Raw genomic sequence first — 19,907 nt, 5'->3', positions numbered from 1 at the left:
ACAACTCAATTAGAGAAATATGCTTACTTGTAGTGTAGGGAAAAGACGGGATCTCTACAATGGAATATCCGTCTGCGGACTGACGAGAGAACAACCCTGTAGCCTGATTTCCCTTTTACGCAGTTTTGCTACGATGTTATAGAACTTATCTTGTAAAAATAACCAAGTATCGAGGGGAAACAGATGAAACAAATGAAACGGTGGATAGGGGTTGGCCTAATTGCTGTGGGAATCGGCGTGGCTGGCTGCACGATCAACAATAACGTGATCAAGATTGAAGAAGAAAAAAGACAGCTTGAATTGCCTGCGGAGTCCATCGAGGCGTTGAATATTGTGACCGATTCGGGCGATTTGGTCGTCAAAGGTGATGAAAAAGCAACCGCGATTCATGTAGAGGCTGAAATCAAATCGAAAAATGTCAAACCCGAAGAAATCATCCTTACACTCGAGAAGGATGGGAATAAGGCAACACTACGATCCGAAGTGAACACAGATATCGGTTTTAACTATGTGGATATGACGATAACGGTAATTGTTCCTGCCAAGCTACCGATAGCCCTTACCGATGGATCAGGAGATATTGACATGACGAATCTAACAGGAAAGCTCACGATTGAGGATGACTCTGGTGATATTCGATTAACGAATACGAACGGAGAGGTAGAGATTCGTGACCAGTCCGGTGATATCAAGATCAAGGACGCGTCAGCCCTCAAACTGATCGAAGACGATTCAGGTGAGATCGTCATGGAAAATACGGGTGGAAACGTAGCGATTCACGATCAATCCGGTGATATGTATATTAGGAAGCATAAGGGTGATGTTACGATATCGGACCAAAGCGGTGATATTGTCATTGATACAGTCGAAGGAAATGTGCTGATTGAGAGTGACGGGAGCGGAGATCGACTCGTTCAAAACGTAACAGGCTCGTACACATCCAAATAATCAGGACCGTCAGGGTTTTTGCCCTGGCGGTTTTCTTGTTGTGGCGGTATCTTGACAGGTTGAGGAAGAAATTAGCCGACTAATGAAAAAAAGCTTCCCCTTCCGATAAAGAAGTGCTAATATAACAAATGTAGTTCTAATTGAGAATGAATCTCTTTATTAATGATTATGAGAATTATTCTCTCCGGTAAATGCTCGAGTCAATACGGAACATTACTCCATGAAAAAGTAAGAAGAGTAGGGACGCGATGAAAAAGAGATATTTGGTTGTAGCACTTATTTTGCTATCGTTCGTTTCACTTTTTATTGGCGTGAAAGATATATCCCCGTGGGATCTGTTTAATCTCACAGATGACAAAGTGCAAGTACTGTGGATTAGCCGAATTCCGCGTTTGATTAGTATTATCATTGCAGGGGTCAGCATGAGTATCGCCGGATTGATCATGCAGCAGCTGACCCGAAACAAGTTCGTTTCTCCGACGACAGCAGGGACAGAGGACTCCGTTCGCTTCGGAATATTGGTTTCACTCTTGGTATTCGCTGATGCGAGCTCTTGGGTGAAGCTACTCGTTGCTTTTGCATTTGCTCTCTTGGGAACCTTTGTCTTTATGAAGATTCTCGAACGAATCAAATTTAAAGACTCCATTTTCATCCCGTTAGTGGGACTAATGTTTGGAAACATCGTCGGATCCATCACGACGTTTTTCGCTTATAAGCATGACCTGATGCAAAACATGTCTGCTTGGTTGCATGGAGATTTCTCCACCATTATGAAAGGCAGCTACGAGCTTTTGTACATAAGCATTCCGCTGGTGATTATCGCTTACTTGTATGCGAACAAGTTCACTATTGCCGGAATGGGTGAAGAGTTTGCCATCAACCTCGGGTTGAACTACAAGCATGTCGTCAACATTGGACTGGTCATTGTCGCTTGTGTGACTTCGGTAGTTATTCTCACAGTAGGGACAATCCCGTTTTTGGGGCTGATCATTCCCAACCTGGTTACGATCTACTTGGGAGATAACCTGAAAAAAAGCTTATCTCATACCGCTTTGCTTGGCGCGGTGTTTGTACTTGCATGTGATATCCTGGGACGCCTCATCATCTTCCCATACGAGATTTCTATCGGCTTGATGGTTGGGGTCATAGGCAGCGGGATATTCGTGTACTTACTCATGAGAAGAAAGGCATATGAACAATGAAAGCGAAGATAGCTGCCCTGTCGATTGTGGCCATTGCTTTGATAGCCATTTTTATGTTGATTGACGCCGGTGGCAACTGGGATTACGTCCTTCCTCGGCGGGCTAAGAAAATTCTTGCCATTATTTTAACCGGTTGCATCATCGCCTTCTCAACGATGATCTTCCAGACCATCACGAACAACCGAATCTTGACGCCTAGCATCATCGGCCTTGATTCGCTCTATATGTTCATCCAAACATTTGTGATCTTTGTTTTTGGCTCCACCCATTTCACCTTGATGAACAACAACGTGAACTTTCTGATCTCGACAGGTGGGATGGTGCTTTTCGCAGGCTTGCTCTACAAATTCCTGTTTAAGAGGGAAGGGCAAAACATTTACTTCCTGCTTCTCATCGGATTGATCTTGGGCACATTGTTCAGCAGTTTGTCCACGTTCATGCAAGTGTTGATTGATCCGAATGAGTTTTTGGTTGTGCAAGACCGAATGTTCGCCAGCTTCAACAATGTAAAAACAGACCTGTTGATTACGAGCTTTGCTCTGGTCATCGGAATCATGATTTACTTCTGGCGATACATCAAGTACTTGGATGTGTTATCACTCGGTCGAGATCAGGCGATCAATTTGGGGATTCCGTACGATTTTGTCATCAAACGGTTCCTCGTCATCATTGCCATTCTCGTATCGATTGCAACAGCGCTTGTTGGACCAATTACCTTCCTTGGACTGTTGGTAGCGAATCTCGCCCATCAGTTTATGAAAACCTATCAGCATAAATACTTGCTGGTGGGCTCGGCTTTAATCAGTGTGATTGCACTGGTTGGCGGTTTGTTGATTGTGGAGCGTGTACTTGCGTTCTCCACGACGCTTAGTGTCATCGTCAACTTTATTGGTGGGGTTTACTTCATCTATCTTCTGTTAAAGGAGAATAAAGCGTGATAGAAGTCCGGAATGTCACAAAACAGTATGGTAGCAAAAATGTCGTGGAAAACGTCTCTGTGAAGATTGCCAAGGGGAAAATCACGTCCTTTATCGGACCCAATGGAGCCGGAAAGAGTACGCTGCTGTCGATGATTAGTCGCCTATTGACCAAGGATCAAGGCGAGGTTTTCATTGAGGGTCAGGAGATTGGGCAGACAAAGAGTAGTGAGCTGGCAAAGAAAATCTCGATTCTCAAGCAATCGAACCACATAACGGTGCGGTTGACGATTCGTGAGCTGGTCAGCTTTGGTCGCTTCCCGTATTCACAAGGAAATTTGACAAAAGAGGATTGGAAGTATGTAGACGAGGCTATCCAGTATTTGGAGCTCACGGACATTCAACACAAGTACCTCGACCAGTTGAGTGGCGGTCAGCGTCAACGCGCTTACATCGCGATGGTTGTCGCTCAAAATACGGAATACGTCCTCTTGGATGAGCCGCTCAACAATTTGGATATGAAGCATTCCGTCCAGATCATGAAAGTGCTGCGACGTCTGGTAGACGAAAAGGGCAAAACGGTTGTCATTGTCATTCACGATATCAACTTTGCTTCCGTCTATTCGGATTATATCGTCGCTCTCAAGGATGGAAAGGTCGTGAAGGAAGGCACTACAGACGAGATCATCACCCAACCGATCTTGAAAGATGTCTATGACATGGATATCCGTATTGAAGACATTGAAGAAAATAAAATCTGTGTCTATTTCGCGTAAGCCCCATCTTCCTATCGTTAAAATTTTGATGGCCTGCCGGGGGTTTCATCAGCAAGCTGTCAATAATTTTATATACTTTTACATTCTATATAGAGGTGAGAGAAAGTGAACAAAAAATTACTCATGCTATTTATGGCAGTACTGTTGGCTGTATTCACGGCTGCATGCGGCTCCAATAACGCTGCTCCTGCAACATCTGCGACGGACGCAACCAAAGCACCTGAAGCGGCACAAACATCCGAAGAAGTTACGATCAAGCATAAATTAGGTGAAGCAAAACTGAAAAAGAATCCAAAAACGGTTGTAGCATTTGACTTCGGTGTTCTGGATTCCTTGGACAAATTGGGTGTTGAAGTAGCGGGGGTTGCACAGTCTACTAGCATTCCTGCGTACCTGGAAAAGTTCAAAGATGCGAAATACACAAACGTTGGTGGTTTGAAAGAGCCAGACTTTGAAAAAATCAATGCATTGAAACCGGATGTCATCTTCATTTCTGGTCGTCAACAAGATGCTTACGAAGAGCTGAACAAAATTGCTCCAACCATCTTCATGGGTGTAGACAATGCGAAGTACATGGAATCTTTCAAAGAGAACATGAAAACATTGGGTACCATCTTCGGTAAAGAAGCGCAAGTAGAAGAAGAGCTGGGCAAAATCGATGCATCTATCAAAGAATTGAATGCAAAAGCAACGGCAAGCGGTAAAACTGCTCTGATCGTTATGGTTAACGAAGGCAAGCTGAACGCTTACGGCGCTGGTTCCCGTTTTGGTATCCTGCACGGTGAATTTGGATTTACGCCTGTAGACAAAAACATTTCGGTAGAAAATCATGGTCAAAGCGTTTCCTTTGAATATATCGCGGAAAAAGATCCAGACTACCTGTTCGTAATTGATCGTGGTAACGCGATTTCCAAGAATAAAGAAGTGTCTACTTCTACACAGCAAACAGTAGAAAACGATCTGATTAAGAACACGAAAGCATTCAAAACTGGCAACATCATTTACCTGGATTCTAGCAACTGGTACTTGTCTGGTGGCGGATTGGAATCCACCGCTGGCATGGCAGAAGAAGTTCTGAAAGAAGTGAAGTGGTAAGAGGCTAGAAAAGAAAGTGGCGACAGCCCAAGGGAGTAAGACATTCCCGGGGCTGTCGCCTTTTCATTTTATAGAATGTGCTGATTCATTTATACTCGGGGCTCCCGCTTGGCAAACTCCTGTAACATTCCTCTTATTTGTTCAACCAATAAAGCAGGCCGGTTACACCGTAAAACGTGGTGAAAACCGGCTTTTTGTTTGCGGAATCTAATGGTTATCTGGCTCCAACCAGCTTGCGCTCTTCCGTGTAAACGGGTTGGGTTGTGTTTTCGTTTGCTTGTTTTTGATCCACAGCATGACACAGCTCATATGGGAGGCAGAGCGGTACACCTGTGCGAGGATCAATCAGGATGTCTGCTTCGATGTTGAATACCTTGCGCAGCATCTCAGGCGTCATGACTTCAGCAGGGCTTCCCTCAGCGACGACGGTACCGCGAGAGATGGCAACCATGTGCTGTGCATAACGGGTTGCGTGGTTCAAATCGTGGACGACCATAACGATCGTACGATTTTCTTCGTCATTCAGCTTTTGCAAGAGCTTGAGAACTTCCAGCTGGTGAGCCATATCCAGGAAGGTCGTAGGCTCATCAAGGAACAGGATGTCTGTTCCTTGCGCCAGTGCCATCGCAATCCAGGCGCGCTGGCGCTGACCGCCGGATAGCTGGTCAACCGGACGATCATGGAAATCTGCCATGCCGGTCATGGAGATAGCCCAGTTTATGATCTCCTTGTCTTCCTTGGTCAAAGAGCCGAAGCCTTTTTGATGGGGGAAGCGGCCATAGGTAACGAGCTCAGACACGGTCAAGCCATCGGGTGCGGTTGGGTTTTGCGGCAAAATCGCGAGTTGCTTGGCGACTTCCTTGGTCGATTGCTGATGGATCGACTTTCCGTCCAAAAATACTTGTCCGCCGGTTGGTTTCATAATCCGCGCGAGAGTTTTGAGGATCGTCGATTTACCAGAACCGTTTGCACCAACTAGGGCAGTGATTTTTCCAGAAGGAATGCTGATGTTCAAGTCTTTGACAATGGAAAGCTCACCGTATCCGATGTCCAGCTTTTGCGTGTATAAGCGCTCCACAATGGGCCAACTCCTTTTTAGGAAAGTATGTACATGTATGTGTAAACAAAGACAATGATAATCATTTTCACTAAGATAAAGTATATAACGGAATGAGGTCAAATTCAATATGAAAAAGCCAACCTGCTCACATGCGTGAACAAATTGGCCTTGGGTTAATAAATGATTATCCAGTGTTAGTAGGTGATATGGGCGATAATCCCTTCATCGTCGTCCAATACCAGCTCGATACCGGCCGAATAAGGGTTGCGCTGCATCTGGGTATCCAGGTAGTAGCGAATCGCTTCAATCATGTTAATCTCGACGAAGATTTGTTGGCGATCCATCCAGTGTACTTCAGCAGAGAAGCCATACTCCTCGTCCCACATCAGCTCGACGGAGATGTCTTGTGGCTTCAACTGCTTTTTGAAAGCTGCATGAATGCAAATCGCGTTAATGATATCTTGTTCAGAAAAAGTTATCTTTTCCATGCGTTCAGTTCCTGTTCTTTCTCACGCTTGTTTTTGAAGTAGACGAACGCTTTGCGGATCAGGATAATCACTGCGAGAATCGCCATCAGGTTGATCATGAAGCCAAGGATGGAGCCCAGGATACCCATGTCACCGAATAGGGATCCGAACAGCAAACCAGCCAGACCACCAATCATGAGACCTTTCATGAATCCGCCGCTTTTGCTTGCGGTAGCAGCAGGAGTTGTTGTCGTACCTTTATTGGTTGTTGCGTTTACATTTGAATCGGCTTTGTTGGGTGTTTGTGTATTGGTAGGTGTCGTATTAGAGTTAAAAGATTTTTTCCCGGACTTATAGCCTTTCGCGTCGGCGTGATCAATGAATCCTCCGGCCGGAGCGAGTACGAGCATTACGGCAACCAACATCATGATGAGTTTTTTCATGTTATTTGAGTAGCACCTCTCATTTGAATGACTTGTACATATAAGTCTACATGAATATCGAACGAAATTCCAATGCACTTTCAGTGACGATCGGTTTAAATACCTACAAAAAAGCCCCTGACAAGCGATCTCGTCAGGGGTTCTTCGATTTACGCGCTCTTTTTCAGTTTTCGGGCTGCCCAGTTACCCAACGATTGAATGAGCTGGACCAAGACGACGAGGATAATGACGGTAATGATCATGACTTCGATGTCCCATTGCTGGTAGCCGTAGCGCAAGGCGAGATCGCCCAGTCCGCCGGCACCAACTGCGCCTGCCATTGCAGTAGCACCGATCAAACCGATGGTCGCGATCGTCAGGCAGAGGACGATGCCAGGCCGTGCTTCACGCAGCATGATGCGAAAAATAATCTGCGTCCGGGATGCACCCATCGCTTGGTACGCTTCGATCACGCCGCGATCTACGTCATGCAGGGCCGTCTCCATCAGGCGTGAGATGTAAGGCGCCGTATAGACGATGAGCGGCACAATGGCTCCTTCAATCCCAATCGATGTGCCCACGATCAACTCTGTAAAAGGAATGATTGCAACCATCAGGATAATAAAAGGCAACGAACGCACAATGTTGATGATCGTATTCAAGGTGTGATAAATGATTTTGTTCGGAAAAAGGTGGTTCGCCTGTGTGATGACCAACAAAATCCCGAGCGGAATCCCGATCAGTGTCGCAATGAACAAGGAAAACCCAACCATGATGACGGTCTCTTGCAGGGATTGCCCGAATACCGGAATCATTTCAATCAAACGCTCCATTAGCTCCGCACCTCCTCTGGTGACACAATATCTACGCGGTAGACGGATTCGCGCAAGAAGCGAATGCCATCTTGAATGGGCTGGTCTTCACCAGAAATGTGCAAAAGCAAAATGCCGAGCGCCGTTCCCTTAATGGTCGTAATTGAGCCGTATAACAGATTGGTGCTAATCGGAAAGCGTGCGGACAAGGTGCCTAGAACAGGATCGAGAGCGGCATCTCCGCGAAAAGCAACGCGAACAATTTTGGAAACGGGTCCGGATTCTTTTATCTTGGACAAAATCTCCTGTGGTACCTGATCATCAAAAACCGTTTTGATAAAATTACGGGTCGTTTGCTCTTGCGGATTGCTGAACACATCCAGAACAGAGCCTTGCTCGATGACGACGCCGTTTTCCATGATGGCTACTTGGTCGCAGATTTTCTTAATGACCTGCATTTCATGGGTAATCAGCACGATGGTCAGGTTGAACTTTCGATTGATGTCGAGCAATAGCTCCAGAATGGATTCGGTTGTTTGCGGGTCGAGAGCGGAAGTCGCTTCGTCACAGAGCAGAATTTCCGGATCGGTCGCAAGTGCACGAGCGATGCCCACCCGTTGCTTTTGTCCACCGGATAGCTGAGAAGGATAAGCGTTTGCTTTATCAGACAAGCCAACCAAGCCGAGAAGGTCTTCTACCTTGCGCTTTATGACATCTTTGGGGACGCGATTCATCCGCAAGATTTCCGCCACATTGTCAAAGACATTATAGGAAGAGAGCAGGTTGAAGTGTTGAAAAATAATCCCGATCTTTTTGCGAGCTTGCCGCAGTTCTTTTTCCTTGAGGGTCAGCATGTTCTGGCCATTGACGATCACAGAACCGCTGGTCGGCTTCTCCAATAGGTTGATGGTACGGAGCAGGGTACTTTTCCCCGCTCCGCTAAAGCCGATCACCCCGTAGATTTGCCCTTTTTCCACCTGCAGGGATACGCCCTTCAATGCTTCTACCTGCTTGTTTCCTACTTGATACGACTTATGAATATCGGTTAGCTGTATCATAACGAGTTCTCCTTGTTGTTCTTGATGTTCCTGGCTTCGATCTTACCAGGACGGCAGTACAGCTCCTTCAAAGCGTTCGTCGATGAATTTTTTCACTTCTTCCGAGCGGTAGATGTCCACCAGCTTTTTGACGGCTGGGTTGTCTTTGTTGGTTTCGTTGACTGCCAAGATGTTTACGTATGGAGAGTCAGCCGTCTCAGCGAAGATCGCGTCTTTTTTCGGGGAGTAGCCAGCTTCCATCGCGAAGTTCGTGTTAATCGAAGCAACCTCTACGTTGCTCAGCGAGCGTGCCAGGAAAGCAGCCTCGAGCTCTTTGAATTGCAAATTTTTCGGATTTTCCACGATGTCCAGTGGTGTTGCAGTGTCACCCACGCCATCCTTGAGCTTAATCAAGCCAGCTGCCTGATAGAGCAGCAAGGCGCGTGCTCGGTTGGTCGGGTCATTTTGAATGCCGACAACGCCGCCTGCCGGGATGTCCTCGACTTTTTTATGCTTGGTGGAGTACAGGCCCATCGGGTACGTCACGGTTTTTCCGACCTCGACGATCTTTGTTTTGTGATCTTGATTGAACTTCGCCAAGAACGGGATGGTTTGGAAGCTGTTTACATCGAGATTTCCTTTGTCGAGAGCTTGGTTTGGCTGTACGTAATCGTTGAAAACGATGACTTCGACGTCGAGCCCTTTGCCTTTGGCGACTTCTTTTACTTTGTTGAGAATCTCTTCGTGTGGGCCGCCAGTGACCCCCACTTTGAGTGAGGTTTGTTCAGCAACAGTGCCGCCGTTAGCAGGCGCAGCTTCTTGGTTGCCCCCGCAAGCCGTTACGAGCGATGCAGCGAGCAGTAGTGTAGTGAGCAGTAGACCAGTTTTTTTCATGAAAATACCCCTTTTCTCTGGATGTAAGATGGAAAAGAAAAAAGCCTCTTCCGACAGAAGAGGCGAAAACTGCAAGTATGTAACCACACTGCAACAATACCTCTCTTATCTGTCGGAATAATTCCGCTGGATTTGGCACCGTATCGTTTGCGATAGGTTGCCGAGGTGTCATAGGGCCAGTCCCTCAACCTCTCTTCATAAGAGAATGTGCTATGAAATTATCATTCCAAACATTGTTGTTAATTCTTATTTGGATAGTTGGATTATAACGACTGATTTTTTCGGTGTCAACAGTTTTTGCAAACGAATGACTTGGTGGAAAAATGTGAAATTGATCTAAATACGAATATTCTATTGAAGAATGAAAAAATCATATGTATAATGAGAACGAATGAACCCGATGCCAGCTATCGCAGGTGATGACATGACTCTCGTGGACTCCAATGAAACTAGAAAAAAGCTGTCTGCCATCTATAATGAGATAGCAAAAGAGTTGTTCGGATTTGGAACGACTTTGCTCCGAGTCACGATTGAAAATCAGATGATTACGTTCCAAGCTAAGCATCGCCGCTCTCCGCGCTCACAAGCGTTGGAAGGAGAAGCACCGGCCCTCAAGCTCGAAGTCGATTTTCGCATGTCCCTTCTTTATAAGAAGAGACTGAGAGAACGACTGGAAGAAGAGATGGGATTGCCGTTGGAAGCCGTGCTCAGGGACTATGATGCGCCTACGCAGTGGGCGATCACGAATGTTATTTTAGCTGAATCAGAACTGAATACCTGACGCAATCGTTCGGATTTTCTCTTTTGATCTATCTTAAGGGGAGACCGTAGACTTTGCGTAAAAACGGGTGTCACTTCTCTTTGTTTACGAAGGAAAGTGCTCTTGTTTAGAATGATACGTTCTAATCAAGGGTACTTTTCTTTTTATTGTATCACCATATTTTGTCATCAAATGAACCCAACTGGAGGAGAATTACAATGAAGAAATTACTTGCTGGAATCCTGTCTTTTTCTATGATGTCACTGGCACTCGCTGGCTGTGGCAGCAATGATCAACCAAAAGTGGGGGGAGCTGGCGGCGAAGCAAAGGGCGAGCCACAAAAGCTGGTCATCTCCACATGGGGCTTCTCCGAAGACTTTTTCCGCAAAGAAGTATATGAGCCGTTTGAAAAAGAACATAACGTGAAAATCGTGCTGGAAATCGGGAACAACGCAGAGCGTCTGAACAAGGTCCGCCAAGGAAGCTCCGATGTAGACTTGATCTACCTCTCTGACTACTATGCACAGCAAGGGATTGAGAGTGGCGCATTTGAAAAAATCGACCGCAGCCGCATCCCGAACCTGGATCAAATCTACGACATCGCCAAAGCACCACTGGGCGAGGAGTACGGTCCAGCTTACACGATTGGCCAATTCGGGATTGCCTACAATCCAAAGCTCGTAAAAACCGAGATCAAGGATTGGAAAGATCTGTGGAACCCAGAGCTGACAGGCAAGCTGACACTGCCAAGCATTACGTCCACAACTGGCCCGATGGTTCTCGACAGTGCGTCTGCGGTCGCGGGCAGCAAGGAATTTAACGAGGATCAAGCCTTCGCAAAAATGAAAGAAGTCAACAAAAATGTCGTGAAGTTCTACGATAAGACCTCCGAATACGTGAACATGTTTGGACAAGAAGAAATCGGCGTAGGACCGATCATGGAAATGTACTTCAAAGACATCAAAGCCGCTGTTCCAGAAGCTGTTTTCGTACAACCTGCAAGTGGCGGATATGCGGTTATGAATACGGTTAACATCGTAAAAGGCTCGAAGAACAAAGCACTCGCAGAAGACTTCATCAACTATCAACTGAGCAAAGAGGTTCAGGAGAAAACAGCAAAAGCGAAAATCGATTCCCCTGTAAACAAGACCGTTCAACTGACAGAAGAAGAAGCAAAAGGTGTAACGTACGGGGAAGAAACCGTAAGCAAGCTGAAAAAGCTGGACATGAAATTCGTAAACGAGCACTCCAAAGCATGGATTGACCGTTGGAATCGTGAAATCACGCAATAACGTACGATAGAAAAACAATGGGCGAGGGTATAGACAATTCGGATATACCCTCGTTTTTCAACGTATAGGAATTTGTATGAACGTGAGGAGGACCACTTGTGAAAAAGATCATTCTTGACGTCGATACGGGCATTGACGATGCGCTTGGCATTATTCTCGCTGTGAAAAGCGGGCAATTCGATTTAGTTGGCATTACTACGGTGAATGGCAACGTGTCGCTGCGAAAAGCCACGGAAAACACGTGCAAAATTCTTGATTTCCTGCAAGTCGGCGAGCAAATCCCTGTCATCTGTGGAGCGTCTAAACCGTTATTGCGGCCGTTGTTTTTCGAGCATGCCGTACATGGTGAGGATGGTTTGGGCGGTGCCCTTGCCGGAGTTCCGATTTACAAGGAACCGACTGCTGGCTTTGCCCCTGATTTCATTGTGGAAAACGTACTCGCTCATTCTGGAGAAATTACGCTCGTCATGACGGGGCCGCTGACCAATTTGGCTTTGGCGGTGAAAAAATGTCCGGAGCTTGTTCAACACGTCAAGGAAGTTATTTTCATGGGTGGAGTGGTCCGCGAGCATGGCAATGTGACGCCAGTTGCGGAATATAACATGTACGTCGATCCAGAGGCAGCGAAGGTCGTATTTCATGCCGGATTCCCGCAATTGACGTTGGTTGGTCTGGATGTAACGCGAAGAGTGCTACTGAATGAGGAGCATATTCGCGGGCTAGGAGATACCCCGATGGGCGAGTACGTGAGACAGAGTACGTCTGATTACCTTCATCGCTATTTTCAGCGAAATGGCATCTATGCGTGCGCCATGCATGATCCGTTGGCTGTCGCGGTCGCACTCGATCCGAAGCTGGTGAAGACGCAGAAACTGTATGTAGATATCGAAACGAGAAGTGAGCTGTGTGATGGGCAAACGGTTTGCGACTTTCAAAACCGCCTGAAAAAAGAACCGAACATAAACGTCTGTCTGGACGTAGATGCAGATGCGTTCTTTGCGCGTTTTCTCGGCGCATTGAAAGCCTGACGATACCGTGAACAGGAGTTAATCAGATGAGAAAAACGGGTCTTTATTTATTGCTGTTGCCGGGTGTGCTGTTTTTGACGCTGTTCATGGTCATTCCGATCGTGATGACGATTGCGTCCACCTTTTATCAAGAGGGTAGCTTTACGATCCAAGGCTATCTCCAATTTCTTACCGATGCGTACTTCCTGAAAATTATGCTGACAACGTTGCAGGTCAGTCTGGTCACAACGATTGCGTGTGTTCTGATCGGTTTTCCTGCCGCGTACTACATTTCCAAGCTCGGCCCACGCAAAAAAGGCATCCTGCTGGCATTGGCGATTTTTCCTTTGCTGACCAGCTCTGTCGTGCGGTCGTTCTCTTGGATGATTATTCTCGGAAAAAAGGGCTTATTGAACAGCTCGCTGCTTGCAATCGGGCTCATCGATAAGCCGTTGGAAATATTGTATACGCCGACTGCGATGATGATTGGTTTGATTCATCTGTTCCTGCCGCTGATCATTATTACGCTGGTAGGGGTGATGGAAAACATCGACCCAGACTTGCTGAAGGCGGCGGAAAGCTTGGGTGCTTCCAAGTTGACTGCCTTCTGGAAAGTCATTGTGCCGCTTAGTGTACCGGGACTCATCATCGGTAGCATTCTCGTGTTTGTCGGAAGCTTGACCGCCTACACCACGCCTGCCCTGCTAGGTGGAAAACAGCGGGTCATCTCCACGTTCCTGTATCAAAATGCGATTACGCTGAATGACTGGCATTTGGCATCCGTCATTGCCACGATCATGATTGTCATTACATTTGTCGTCATCTACTTCATGAACAAGCTGGCGACGAAATTAAATCCGAAGGGGTAGAAGCTATGCAGGAGAAAAATCGCGGGTTGGCCCTGTTTACCTCTCTCGTCTTTCTGTTTTTGCTAGGGCCGCTCATTATCATTTCCTTTACGTCGTTTGAGCCGGGTAGCGTCTTGAAGTTTCCTCCGGAGGGTTTTTCCTTGCGGTGGTACGAAAACATATTCCATGTAGAAATGTTCATGACGACGTTCAAGACGTCGATGTTCGTTTCCTTGCTAGGCAATCTCTTGGCGCTCTTGTTGGGGATTCCGGCAGCCTATGCGCTCAGTCGCTTTGATTTTCGCGGCAAAGGCATCTTGAATGGCGTTTTCATCTCACCTGTCCTGATTCCGGGTATCGTGATGGGCTTTGCCATGCTGAAATACGTCATTGTTGTATATAATTTGCCGATTTATGCGGGACTCCTCGTCGGTCATACGGTGCTGATGCTTCCGTTTATCATTCGCGTCATTGCATCTTCCTTGTCCAACTTTGACTTCGCCATTGAAGAAGCGGCGTTAAGCCTTGGTGCAGGTCGCCTCGAAACCTTTTTCAAAGTCGTCTTGCCGAATATTCGCTCCGGGATTATTGCTGCGATTCTGATCGCTTTTCTGGAGTCGTTCAACAACGTAGATATCTCTGTTTTCATGACGGGACCAGGGGTAAGCACGCTGCCGATCCAGATGCTGACGTACGTAGAAAACAACTTCGATCCGACGATCGCCGCGATTTCCGTGCTGCTCATGATTTTTACGGCTATTCTCATGTTCATCATTGAACGTCTGATGGGGCTTTCCTACTTTACAAAACGATAACGGAGGCATCAACTCATGGCATTGCTCACGCTGGAAAACGTATCGGTTGCCTATGACAATCAATATATTTTGCAAAACTTCAATCTCAATATCGAAAAAGGACAGCTTATCTCTTTGCTCGGTCCGAGCGGTTGCGGAAAGACGACGACGCTGCGTCTAATTGCGGGTTTTCTGGAAGCAAAAGATGGACGATTCATGTTTGAAGGAAAAGATTATACGCGCGTTCCGGTCAACAAGCGCAACTTCGGGTTTGTGTTTCAGAGCTATGCACTGTTTCCGCACCTTTCTGTTTTCGATAACGTGGCGTTCGGTTTGCGCCTACGCAAGGTCAATGAAACAGAGGTAAAGACCCGGGTACAGCAAATCCTCGAAGTCGTGAGCCTTGGTGGCTACGAAAAGCGTTTCCCGAAGGAGCTGTCCGGTGGTCAAAGACAGCGCGTGGCAATTGCGCGTGCATTGGTGATTCAGCCTGACCTGCTGCTGTTCGATGAGCCGCTCAGTAACCTCGATGCCAACCTGCGGATCAACATGCGCGTAGAAATCCGTCGCATTCAGCAGGAGCTAGGAATTACGACTGTGTATGTATCGCATGACCAGGAGGAGTGCTTCTCCATTTCTGATCAGGTGGCGATCATGAACAAGGGTGTGATCGAGCAGCTCGACGATCCAGCCACAATTTTCAAATATCCGAAGACCGAGTTTATTGCTCGCTTTATTGGTTTTACCAACTTCATCGACTTCGCAGAACGCACCGAGCAGAACGGGGAAATTGGCTTGCGTGTCGGTGACCATCATTTTACCGCGTCCAAAAATCCGGGTACGGCGAATCCGTCCGGCAAAAAATGCGCAATGCGACCAGATGACCTTCTCGTGACGACAGAAGAGAGCACCGAGCCGGGAATGAACCGTTTGCGTGGGACGGTAAAGGTGAGCACGTTTTTGGGACGCAGCTATCAATATGTCGTGGAAACAGAGCTGGGCGACTTCACGGTCAATCAAGAGATGGAGACGCCGTACAAGACTGGCCTAAACGTCAATCTGCTGTTTCCAAAAGACAAAGTGGTACTCGTGGACTAAAGACAGGAGGTTATTTTCGTGAAGGTCGATTTGTTGATTCAAGACGTCCAAGTGTTTAACAGCTATTTTAAAAAGTTCATCAAAGGAAACGTCGCTGTTTTGGATGGACGATTCTTCTATATTGGTGAGCGCAGTACAGAAATATTTGAAGCTGCAGAGATCGTGGACGGACAAGGCCGCTACATGATTCCTGGTCTGGTCGATATTCACTTGCATATTGAGAGCACGATGGTGACGCCGGAGACGTTTTCCTTTGGCTTGATTCAAAACGGAGTGACGACGATCGTACCAGAGCCGCATGAGATGGCCAATGTGTTCGGAATCGAAGGGATCAAAGAAATGATTCGTGCGAGCCGTGATTGTGTCGTTGATATGCTGTACGCGATCCCGAGCTCTGTACCAGCTACCTCGATGGAAACGACAGGTGGGTCTGTCGAGATTGCAGACATGGACGAGCTCTTGCGTTCCGAAGAGATCATTTGCCTCGGCGAAATCATGAATTACGTAGACATCATCAAGGACCCTGACTGCAAGACCAATCGCATCCTGGAGCATATCCGCAAGACGTATCCAAAGCTCGTCATCGAGGGGCATGTCCCGAAATTGCTCGATTTGGATCTGCATCGTGTTATTTATGCGGGAGTGGACTCTGATCATACGCATCAGACGCGCGAGGGCATGGAAGCGAGAATTGCAGCGGGCATGTTCCTGGAAATTCAGGAAAAATCGATGACGGATGAAGTCATGGACTATTTGATCAAAGAAGATGTTTCCGAGCATTTTTGCTTTGTGACGGATGATGTGATGACAGATTCTCTGGTCAATCGCGGACATCTGAACCATATCGTGAAAAAAGCCATTCAAATGGGCATGCAGCCAGAACGCGCGATCTACGCAAGTACATTTACCCCAGCCAGACGTATGAACATGACGGATCGGGGGGCGATTGCTCCTGGCAAAATAGCGGACTTCCTGCTGCTGTCTGACCTGCATGAACTCAAGATCGAGCGCGTCTACAAAAAGGGGAAGAAAGCTTACGATTCCAAGGAAGAGTACCGACAAGTAGTCAAAGAGAAGCAGTTTCCTGCACATTTTTATGAGAGCATCAAGCTATCGCCACTTACAGAGCAAGACTTCCGCGTCACAGTAGATGTGCCGGACAATCGCTATCCATGTCGGGTCATGCTCGTTCAAAACGGTTCAACATTTACTGAGGATCACCGTGGGATCGCTGAGGTACGGGAAGGGCAACTCTTGTGGGAGGAGAGCCCGTACGGCTTGATTGCCGTCTTTGAACGCTATGGCATAAACGGCAATCGAGGTTACGGCTTGATCAGCGGCGATACGATCAAGCGAGGTGCGGTAGCCACCAGCTACTCGCATGACAACCACAATCTCTTGGTTGTCGGACACAATCCGCACGATATGATGGTCGCAGCCAATGAAGTCATCCGCAACCAGGGCGGCTTTTACGTGGTAGAGGATGGCAAAGTGATCGCGAGCCTTCATTTGCCGGTCGGAGGCATTTTGACAGAGGAACCATTGGAAAAGACGGCAAAGGAAGTCGAACAGCTTCGCCGTGCCATGGAGTCGCTCGGTTACAATCATTACAACCCGATCATGTCGATTAGCACGCATTCCTTACCAGTCAGTCCAGCCTTGAAGCTAACGGATATGGGGTTGATCGATGTAAATGACGGGAAAATAGTTTCGCTGTTGTTGATGTAAACAACACTTGTTTAAATACTAAAGAAGCTACTTGCTGATGAGATCAATCATAAGCAAGTAGCTTGTTTTAATGACAATTGTTATGAAGGCTTATTTACAATTTTTTGATTTGCATCACTATTTATGAGAAAAAATAGGGATCAAGGGCAGAGTTGATGAAAAGGTTTCTTCCCCCAAATTAGGACATCTTTTTCGGTGCGGGTGTAAGATGAAGCGAACTATTGACCCGCTGGTATAGACAAAGTATCCCTTCGGGTATGAAGCCTTTCTTTTATTGGTTAGCAGATGTGTGGTCGTACGCCATCTACAGACTTCATGTTGCTTGATCTGATCATTTAAAATCATATATATCTCCCAATCTTTCTAAGACTAATTGTAGTTTAGAGGTGAGAGTTTACACAGAATATTTTACAGACTCAAACAGTATTAGATATTCGGAAGTCTAGTAAATAAATTGCAAGCAGTAGCCATTTTTTTATATTCGTTTAGTGTATTTTGAGTCTTACAGTATAGTAAAAATATCATTTCGTAATATCCGATAAGGGCAGATTTAGTACTATCAAAAAAGAAATTACAATATATGGCTTCTCTTAAACTCATTTTTGTTAGTATTGCTAAAATGTCCAAATCGGAAACTTTCAATATTTCCTGTTTGTTATCTTTAATAAACGAGATAATGTTCCTCGCTAGATCTTTATCTTCTTCATCTAGATAGTCTATCCATCTTAATTCAGGATGCATAAAATCTTTACAGAATACATACACGCTTTTTTTATCGTTATGTTCATAAGCCATTTTCAATAAAAGTAAATATTTTTGTTCATTAAGTAAGTATTCATGTTTGAAATTTGAAGAATGTGGCCAATCTTTAGAATAGGAAAGAGTAGTGTTTTTGGTCTCCTCGTAAGTTAACTTGCGAGGGTATCTATCGATTAATGATATATATTTTCCTGAACTAAAGCAGTTGATGATGTCAAAGTCTATAAAGTAGTTTTTTAGTATTTTAAATTCCTCTTCTGTAAGAACAGACACTTGTTGCATCTAATTTTAGCCTCCTTATTAATATAAAAATGAAGTCTCCAATTTTAAAAGGACACTTCATTTTTATATTTCAAATCATATTTTAATTACTTTTGTATCTTATAATTTTTCCTGCAGCAGTAAAGGACCAATATTCTTTTGAACCACGATGTTTTAATTTCCAAACAGTATCACCATGTCCAGCTAAATCCTTTTCATACCACCAATCGTTATTTTTACTATAATAATACTTTTGATTAGTTGGTTTGTCATCAAACATATCAAATTTAATATAAGCGCCGGTGCGTGCTTTTGAAGGTATCTTAGATAGTTTTAAATTGGGGTTTTCTTCTTCTTCTTCTTCTTCTTCAGTATTTTTTTTAGCAATTTCTTCTGTAATAAAACCTGAGTCTACTCGATTATTTGTCTGATCGATAAATGCATACGGTAAAACCGAGAATGTTTTTTCCTCAGTAGTTGCCTCAATTTCCTTAAAGTGGATAACCTTAATTAACTTTGATTCTTTGGCATTATCAAATTGAATACCTGTAACTTGATCTTCAAAGTTTTTTATATTTGTTAAATCCTTTGGTTGTCCATCAATCTCAATATCGGACAGCTTTACATTGTATTCTTTTAACTTTTGTTCCTGATCGCGGAAAAATAGTTCTACTATGTCTTGTTCATCTGTTTTTTCTGATTTAGATAAAGAACGTTTCTTGTCTGAATTCGTTTGTTGTTGGTAATTTTCTACAACATTGATAAAATAATCAATATTGTCGTCTGAAGGAGGTTGAGGAATTTGATCTGACTCTAGAGACTTAGCTCTGACACCAGGGTTCTCTGCACAATTATATATTCTTGAAGAAGGAGACCATGTTGACCCGCCTTTCGCATAATCAAAATCTGCTTCTGATTTCCAAAAACCATCAGTTTTTTTGGAAACGGCACTTATTCGTGAAGTGTCAGAATCACTTGCTGCATCGCTGTCGTATGGATCTTCCTGATTAAATAAACTATATACTTCATAGCTAAAACCCATGGCGTCCATTTTTTTATTTGCAGTGCCGGTATATACAGCTTTAGCGGTCATACCGCATTCAGAACCACTATAGACAGTGTCATGCACAAGAGTGGCAGTAGCACCGCCTACAGACCTACTCTTTTTATCGTAGTCTCCATCACCTGGGGTTCCGGCATACACTGGAGAAGCCAACGAACTTGCCAATAATAGAAGAGATAACGCACAACTTAATAATGTTTTTCTTTTCAAAAATATCACTCCAAATCTAAATTGTTATAAACTAACCATATACTACCAAATTTTGGTTGTTAATGTCAAATTTTGTATTTTAAATATTTGCTAATTAAATGGAGGGTCTAATATGGAGATCTTATTATTGACAGGAATAATGATAATTGGCATTTTTTTGGTAATCGCAAGTTTTTTCATGAAGATATTTAATAAAAATAGTAATTCCAGCAATGATCTACAGTTGCAAATAAATCAATTAAAAAAGGAAATAGATCATTTGAAGAATAAAGAGAAATAATTTTTGCAAAATGAGATATAAGAAGGGGCAATTTGAATAAAAAGTTTTCCGAAGAGGAGTTAATTCGAACAGATGGAAAACAGCGATCCATAATTCATAGCTAATCAACAGAGATATAGCCTGACTTTATTCTAAGATGATCAAAAAGTCCCGAAAGAAGCATATAAATTTTCATGC

At 45.0% G+C, this 19,907-nt stretch carries 20 protein-coding genes and 1 riboswitch; of the genes, 12 read left to right on the top strand and 8 right to left on the bottom strand.

What is annotated here, in order from left to right:
* The first annotated feature begins 183 nt into the window (after window positions 1–183).
* From HP401_RS03090 to HP401_RS03070, 5 genes are all read left to right on the top strand, one after another.
* Window positions 184–948 carry a DUF4097 family beta strand repeat-containing protein gene (locus HP401_RS03090; RefSeq protein WP_173604019.1) on the top strand — a complete coding sequence of 255 codons (765 nt, stop codon included), beginning with the start codon at window positions 184–186 and terminating at the stop codon, window positions 946–948.
* Window positions 949–1,196: 248 nt separating this feature from the next.
* Window positions 1,197–2,150 carry an ABC transporter permease gene (locus HP401_RS03085; RefSeq protein WP_064200131.1) on the top strand — a complete coding sequence of 318 codons (954 nt, stop codon included), beginning with the start codon at window positions 1,197–1,199 and terminating at the stop codon, window positions 2,148–2,150.
* Entirely contained in the window at window positions 2,147–3,088 is a 942-nt protein-coding gene (locus HP401_RS03080; protein ID WP_173604018.1) for an iron chelate uptake ABC transporter family permease subunit, read from the top strand. Before HP401_RS03085 ends, HP401_RS03080 begins: the two co-directional genes overlap by 4 nt.
* Window positions 3,085–3,843 (top strand): iron ABC transporter ATP-binding protein, encoded by a 759-nt coding sequence (locus HP401_RS03075; protein ID WP_015893862.1) that lies wholly within the window; start codon window positions 3,085–3,087, stop codon window positions 3,841–3,843. Before HP401_RS03080 ends, HP401_RS03075 begins: the two co-directional genes overlap by 4 nt.
* Window positions 3,844–3,948: 105 nt before the next feature.
* The gene (locus HP401_RS03070; protein ID WP_041749722.1) at window positions 3,949–4,938 is read left to right on the top strand and encodes a siderophore ABC transporter substrate-binding protein; all 990 of its coding nucleotides are present in this window, start codon (window positions 3,949–3,951) and stop codon (window positions 4,936–4,938) included.
* Between the two features lie 214 nt (window positions 4,939–5,152).
* Here HP401_RS03070 and HP401_RS03065 read toward each other — a convergent pair whose 3' ends face one another.
* The 6 genes from HP401_RS03065 to HP401_RS03040 all read right to left on the bottom strand — a co-directional run bounded on the left by HP401_RS03065 (window position 5,153) and on the right by HP401_RS03040 (window position 9,630).
* Window positions 5,153–6,016, bottom strand: a complete 864-nt coding sequence (locus HP401_RS03065) for an ABC transporter ATP-binding protein (RefSeq protein WP_172139473.1) — start codon at window positions 6,014–6,016, stop codon at window positions 5,153–5,155.
* Between the two features lie 176 nt (window positions 6,017–6,192).
* A complete protein-coding gene (locus HP401_RS03060; RefSeq protein WP_173604017.1) occupies window positions 6,193–6,486 on the bottom strand; it encodes a YxcD family protein in 294 nt (97 codons plus the stop codon).
* Complete coding sequence (locus tag HP401_RS03055; protein ID WP_173604016.1) at window positions 6,474–6,908, bottom strand: hypothetical protein; 435 nt, start codon at window positions 6,906–6,908, stop codon at window positions 6,474–6,476. Before HP401_RS03055 ends, HP401_RS03060 begins: the two co-directional genes overlap by 13 nt.
* Before the next feature lie 149 nt (window positions 6,909–7,057).
* Window positions 7,058–7,720, bottom strand: a complete 663-nt coding sequence (locus HP401_RS03050; protein WP_015893856.1) for a methionine ABC transporter permease — start codon at window positions 7,718–7,720, stop codon at window positions 7,058–7,060.
* Window positions 7,720–8,757 (bottom strand): methionine ABC transporter ATP-binding protein, encoded by a 1,038-nt coding sequence (locus HP401_RS03045; RefSeq protein ID WP_015893855.1) that lies wholly within the window; start codon window positions 8,755–8,757, stop codon window positions 7,720–7,722. Before HP401_RS03045 ends, HP401_RS03050 begins: the two co-directional genes overlap by 1 nt.
* A gap of 42 nt (window positions 8,758–8,799) precedes the next feature.
* Window positions 8,800–9,630: a MetQ/NlpA family ABC transporter substrate-binding protein gene (locus HP401_RS03040; RefSeq protein ID WP_173604015.1), complete on the bottom strand. Its 831-nt coding sequence runs from the start codon at window positions 9,628–9,630 to the stop codon at window positions 8,800–8,802.
* 102 nt (window positions 9,631–9,732) lie between these two features.
* Window positions 9,733–9,834, bottom strand: a riboswitch (SAM riboswitch).
* A 220-nt stretch (window positions 9,835–10,054) separates the two neighbouring features.
* Here HP401_RS03040 and HP401_RS03035 point away from each other — a divergent pair.
* The 7 genes from HP401_RS03035 to HP401_RS03005 all read left to right on the top strand — a co-directional run bounded on the left by HP401_RS03035 (window position 10,055) and on the right by HP401_RS03005 (window position 17,157).
* Window positions 10,055–10,411, top strand: a complete 357-nt coding sequence (locus HP401_RS03035) for a hypothetical protein (RefSeq protein ID WP_015893853.1) — start codon at window positions 10,055–10,057, stop codon at window positions 10,409–10,411.
* Window positions 10,412–10,608: 197 nt separating this feature from the next.
* Window positions 10,609–11,682, top strand: coding sequence for an ABC transporter substrate-binding protein (locus HP401_RS03030; protein WP_173604014.1), 1,074 nt, complete (start codon window positions 10,609–10,611; stop codon window positions 11,680–11,682).
* A gap of 98 nt (window positions 11,683–11,780) precedes the next feature.
* Window positions 11,781–12,710: a nucleoside hydrolase gene (locus HP401_RS03025; protein ID WP_142497439.1), complete on the top strand. Its 930-nt coding sequence runs from the start codon at window positions 11,781–11,783 to the stop codon at window positions 12,708–12,710.
* A gap of 26 nt (window positions 12,711–12,736) precedes the next feature.
* Entirely contained in the window at window positions 12,737–13,558 is an 822-nt protein-coding gene (locus tag HP401_RS03020; RefSeq protein WP_015893850.1) for an ABC transporter permease, read from the top strand.
* A gap of 5 nt (window positions 13,559–13,563) precedes the next feature.
* Window positions 13,564–14,352: an ABC transporter permease gene (locus HP401_RS03015; RefSeq protein ID WP_142497440.1), complete on the top strand. Its 789-nt coding sequence runs from the start codon at window positions 13,564–13,566 to the stop codon at window positions 14,350–14,352.
* Window positions 14,353–14,367: 15 nt separating this feature from the next.
* On the top strand, window positions 14,368–15,429 hold the full coding sequence (locus tag HP401_RS03010) for an ABC transporter ATP-binding protein (RefSeq protein ID WP_142497441.1): 1,062 nt from the start codon (window positions 14,368–14,370) through the stop codon (window positions 15,427–15,429).
* 18 nt (window positions 15,430–15,447) lie between these two features.
* A complete protein-coding gene (locus HP401_RS03005) occupies window positions 15,448–17,157 on the top strand; it encodes an adenine deaminase (protein ID WP_173604013.1) in 1,710 nt (569 codons plus the stop codon).
* A gap of 426 nt (window positions 17,158–17,583) precedes the next feature.
* On the opposite strand, the gene HP401_RS03000 is transcribed toward HP401_RS03005, so the two are convergent.
* Together HP401_RS03000 and HP401_RS02995 are read right to left on the bottom strand one after the other, a co-directional pair.
* Complete coding sequence (locus HP401_RS03000; RefSeq protein ID WP_173604012.1) at window positions 17,584–18,198, bottom strand: hypothetical protein; 615 nt, start codon at window positions 18,196–18,198, stop codon at window positions 17,584–17,586.
* Between the two features lie 82 nt (window positions 18,199–18,280).
* The gene (locus tag HP401_RS02995) at window positions 18,281–19,450 is read right to left on the bottom strand and encodes a hypothetical protein (RefSeq protein ID WP_173604011.1); all 1,170 of its coding nucleotides are present in this window, start codon (window positions 19,448–19,450) and stop codon (window positions 18,281–18,283) included.
* Window positions 19,451–19,907: the final 457 nt, after the last annotated feature.

The organism is Brevibacillus sp. HB2.2 (assembly GCF_013284275.1).
GTDB classification, from domain to species: Bacteria; Bacillota; Bacilli; order Brevibacillales; family Brevibacillaceae; genus Brevibacillus; species Brevibacillus brevis_D.
Note: the sequence above shows the minus strand (reverse complement) of the source record. Positions and strands in the feature narration are given on the sequence as shown.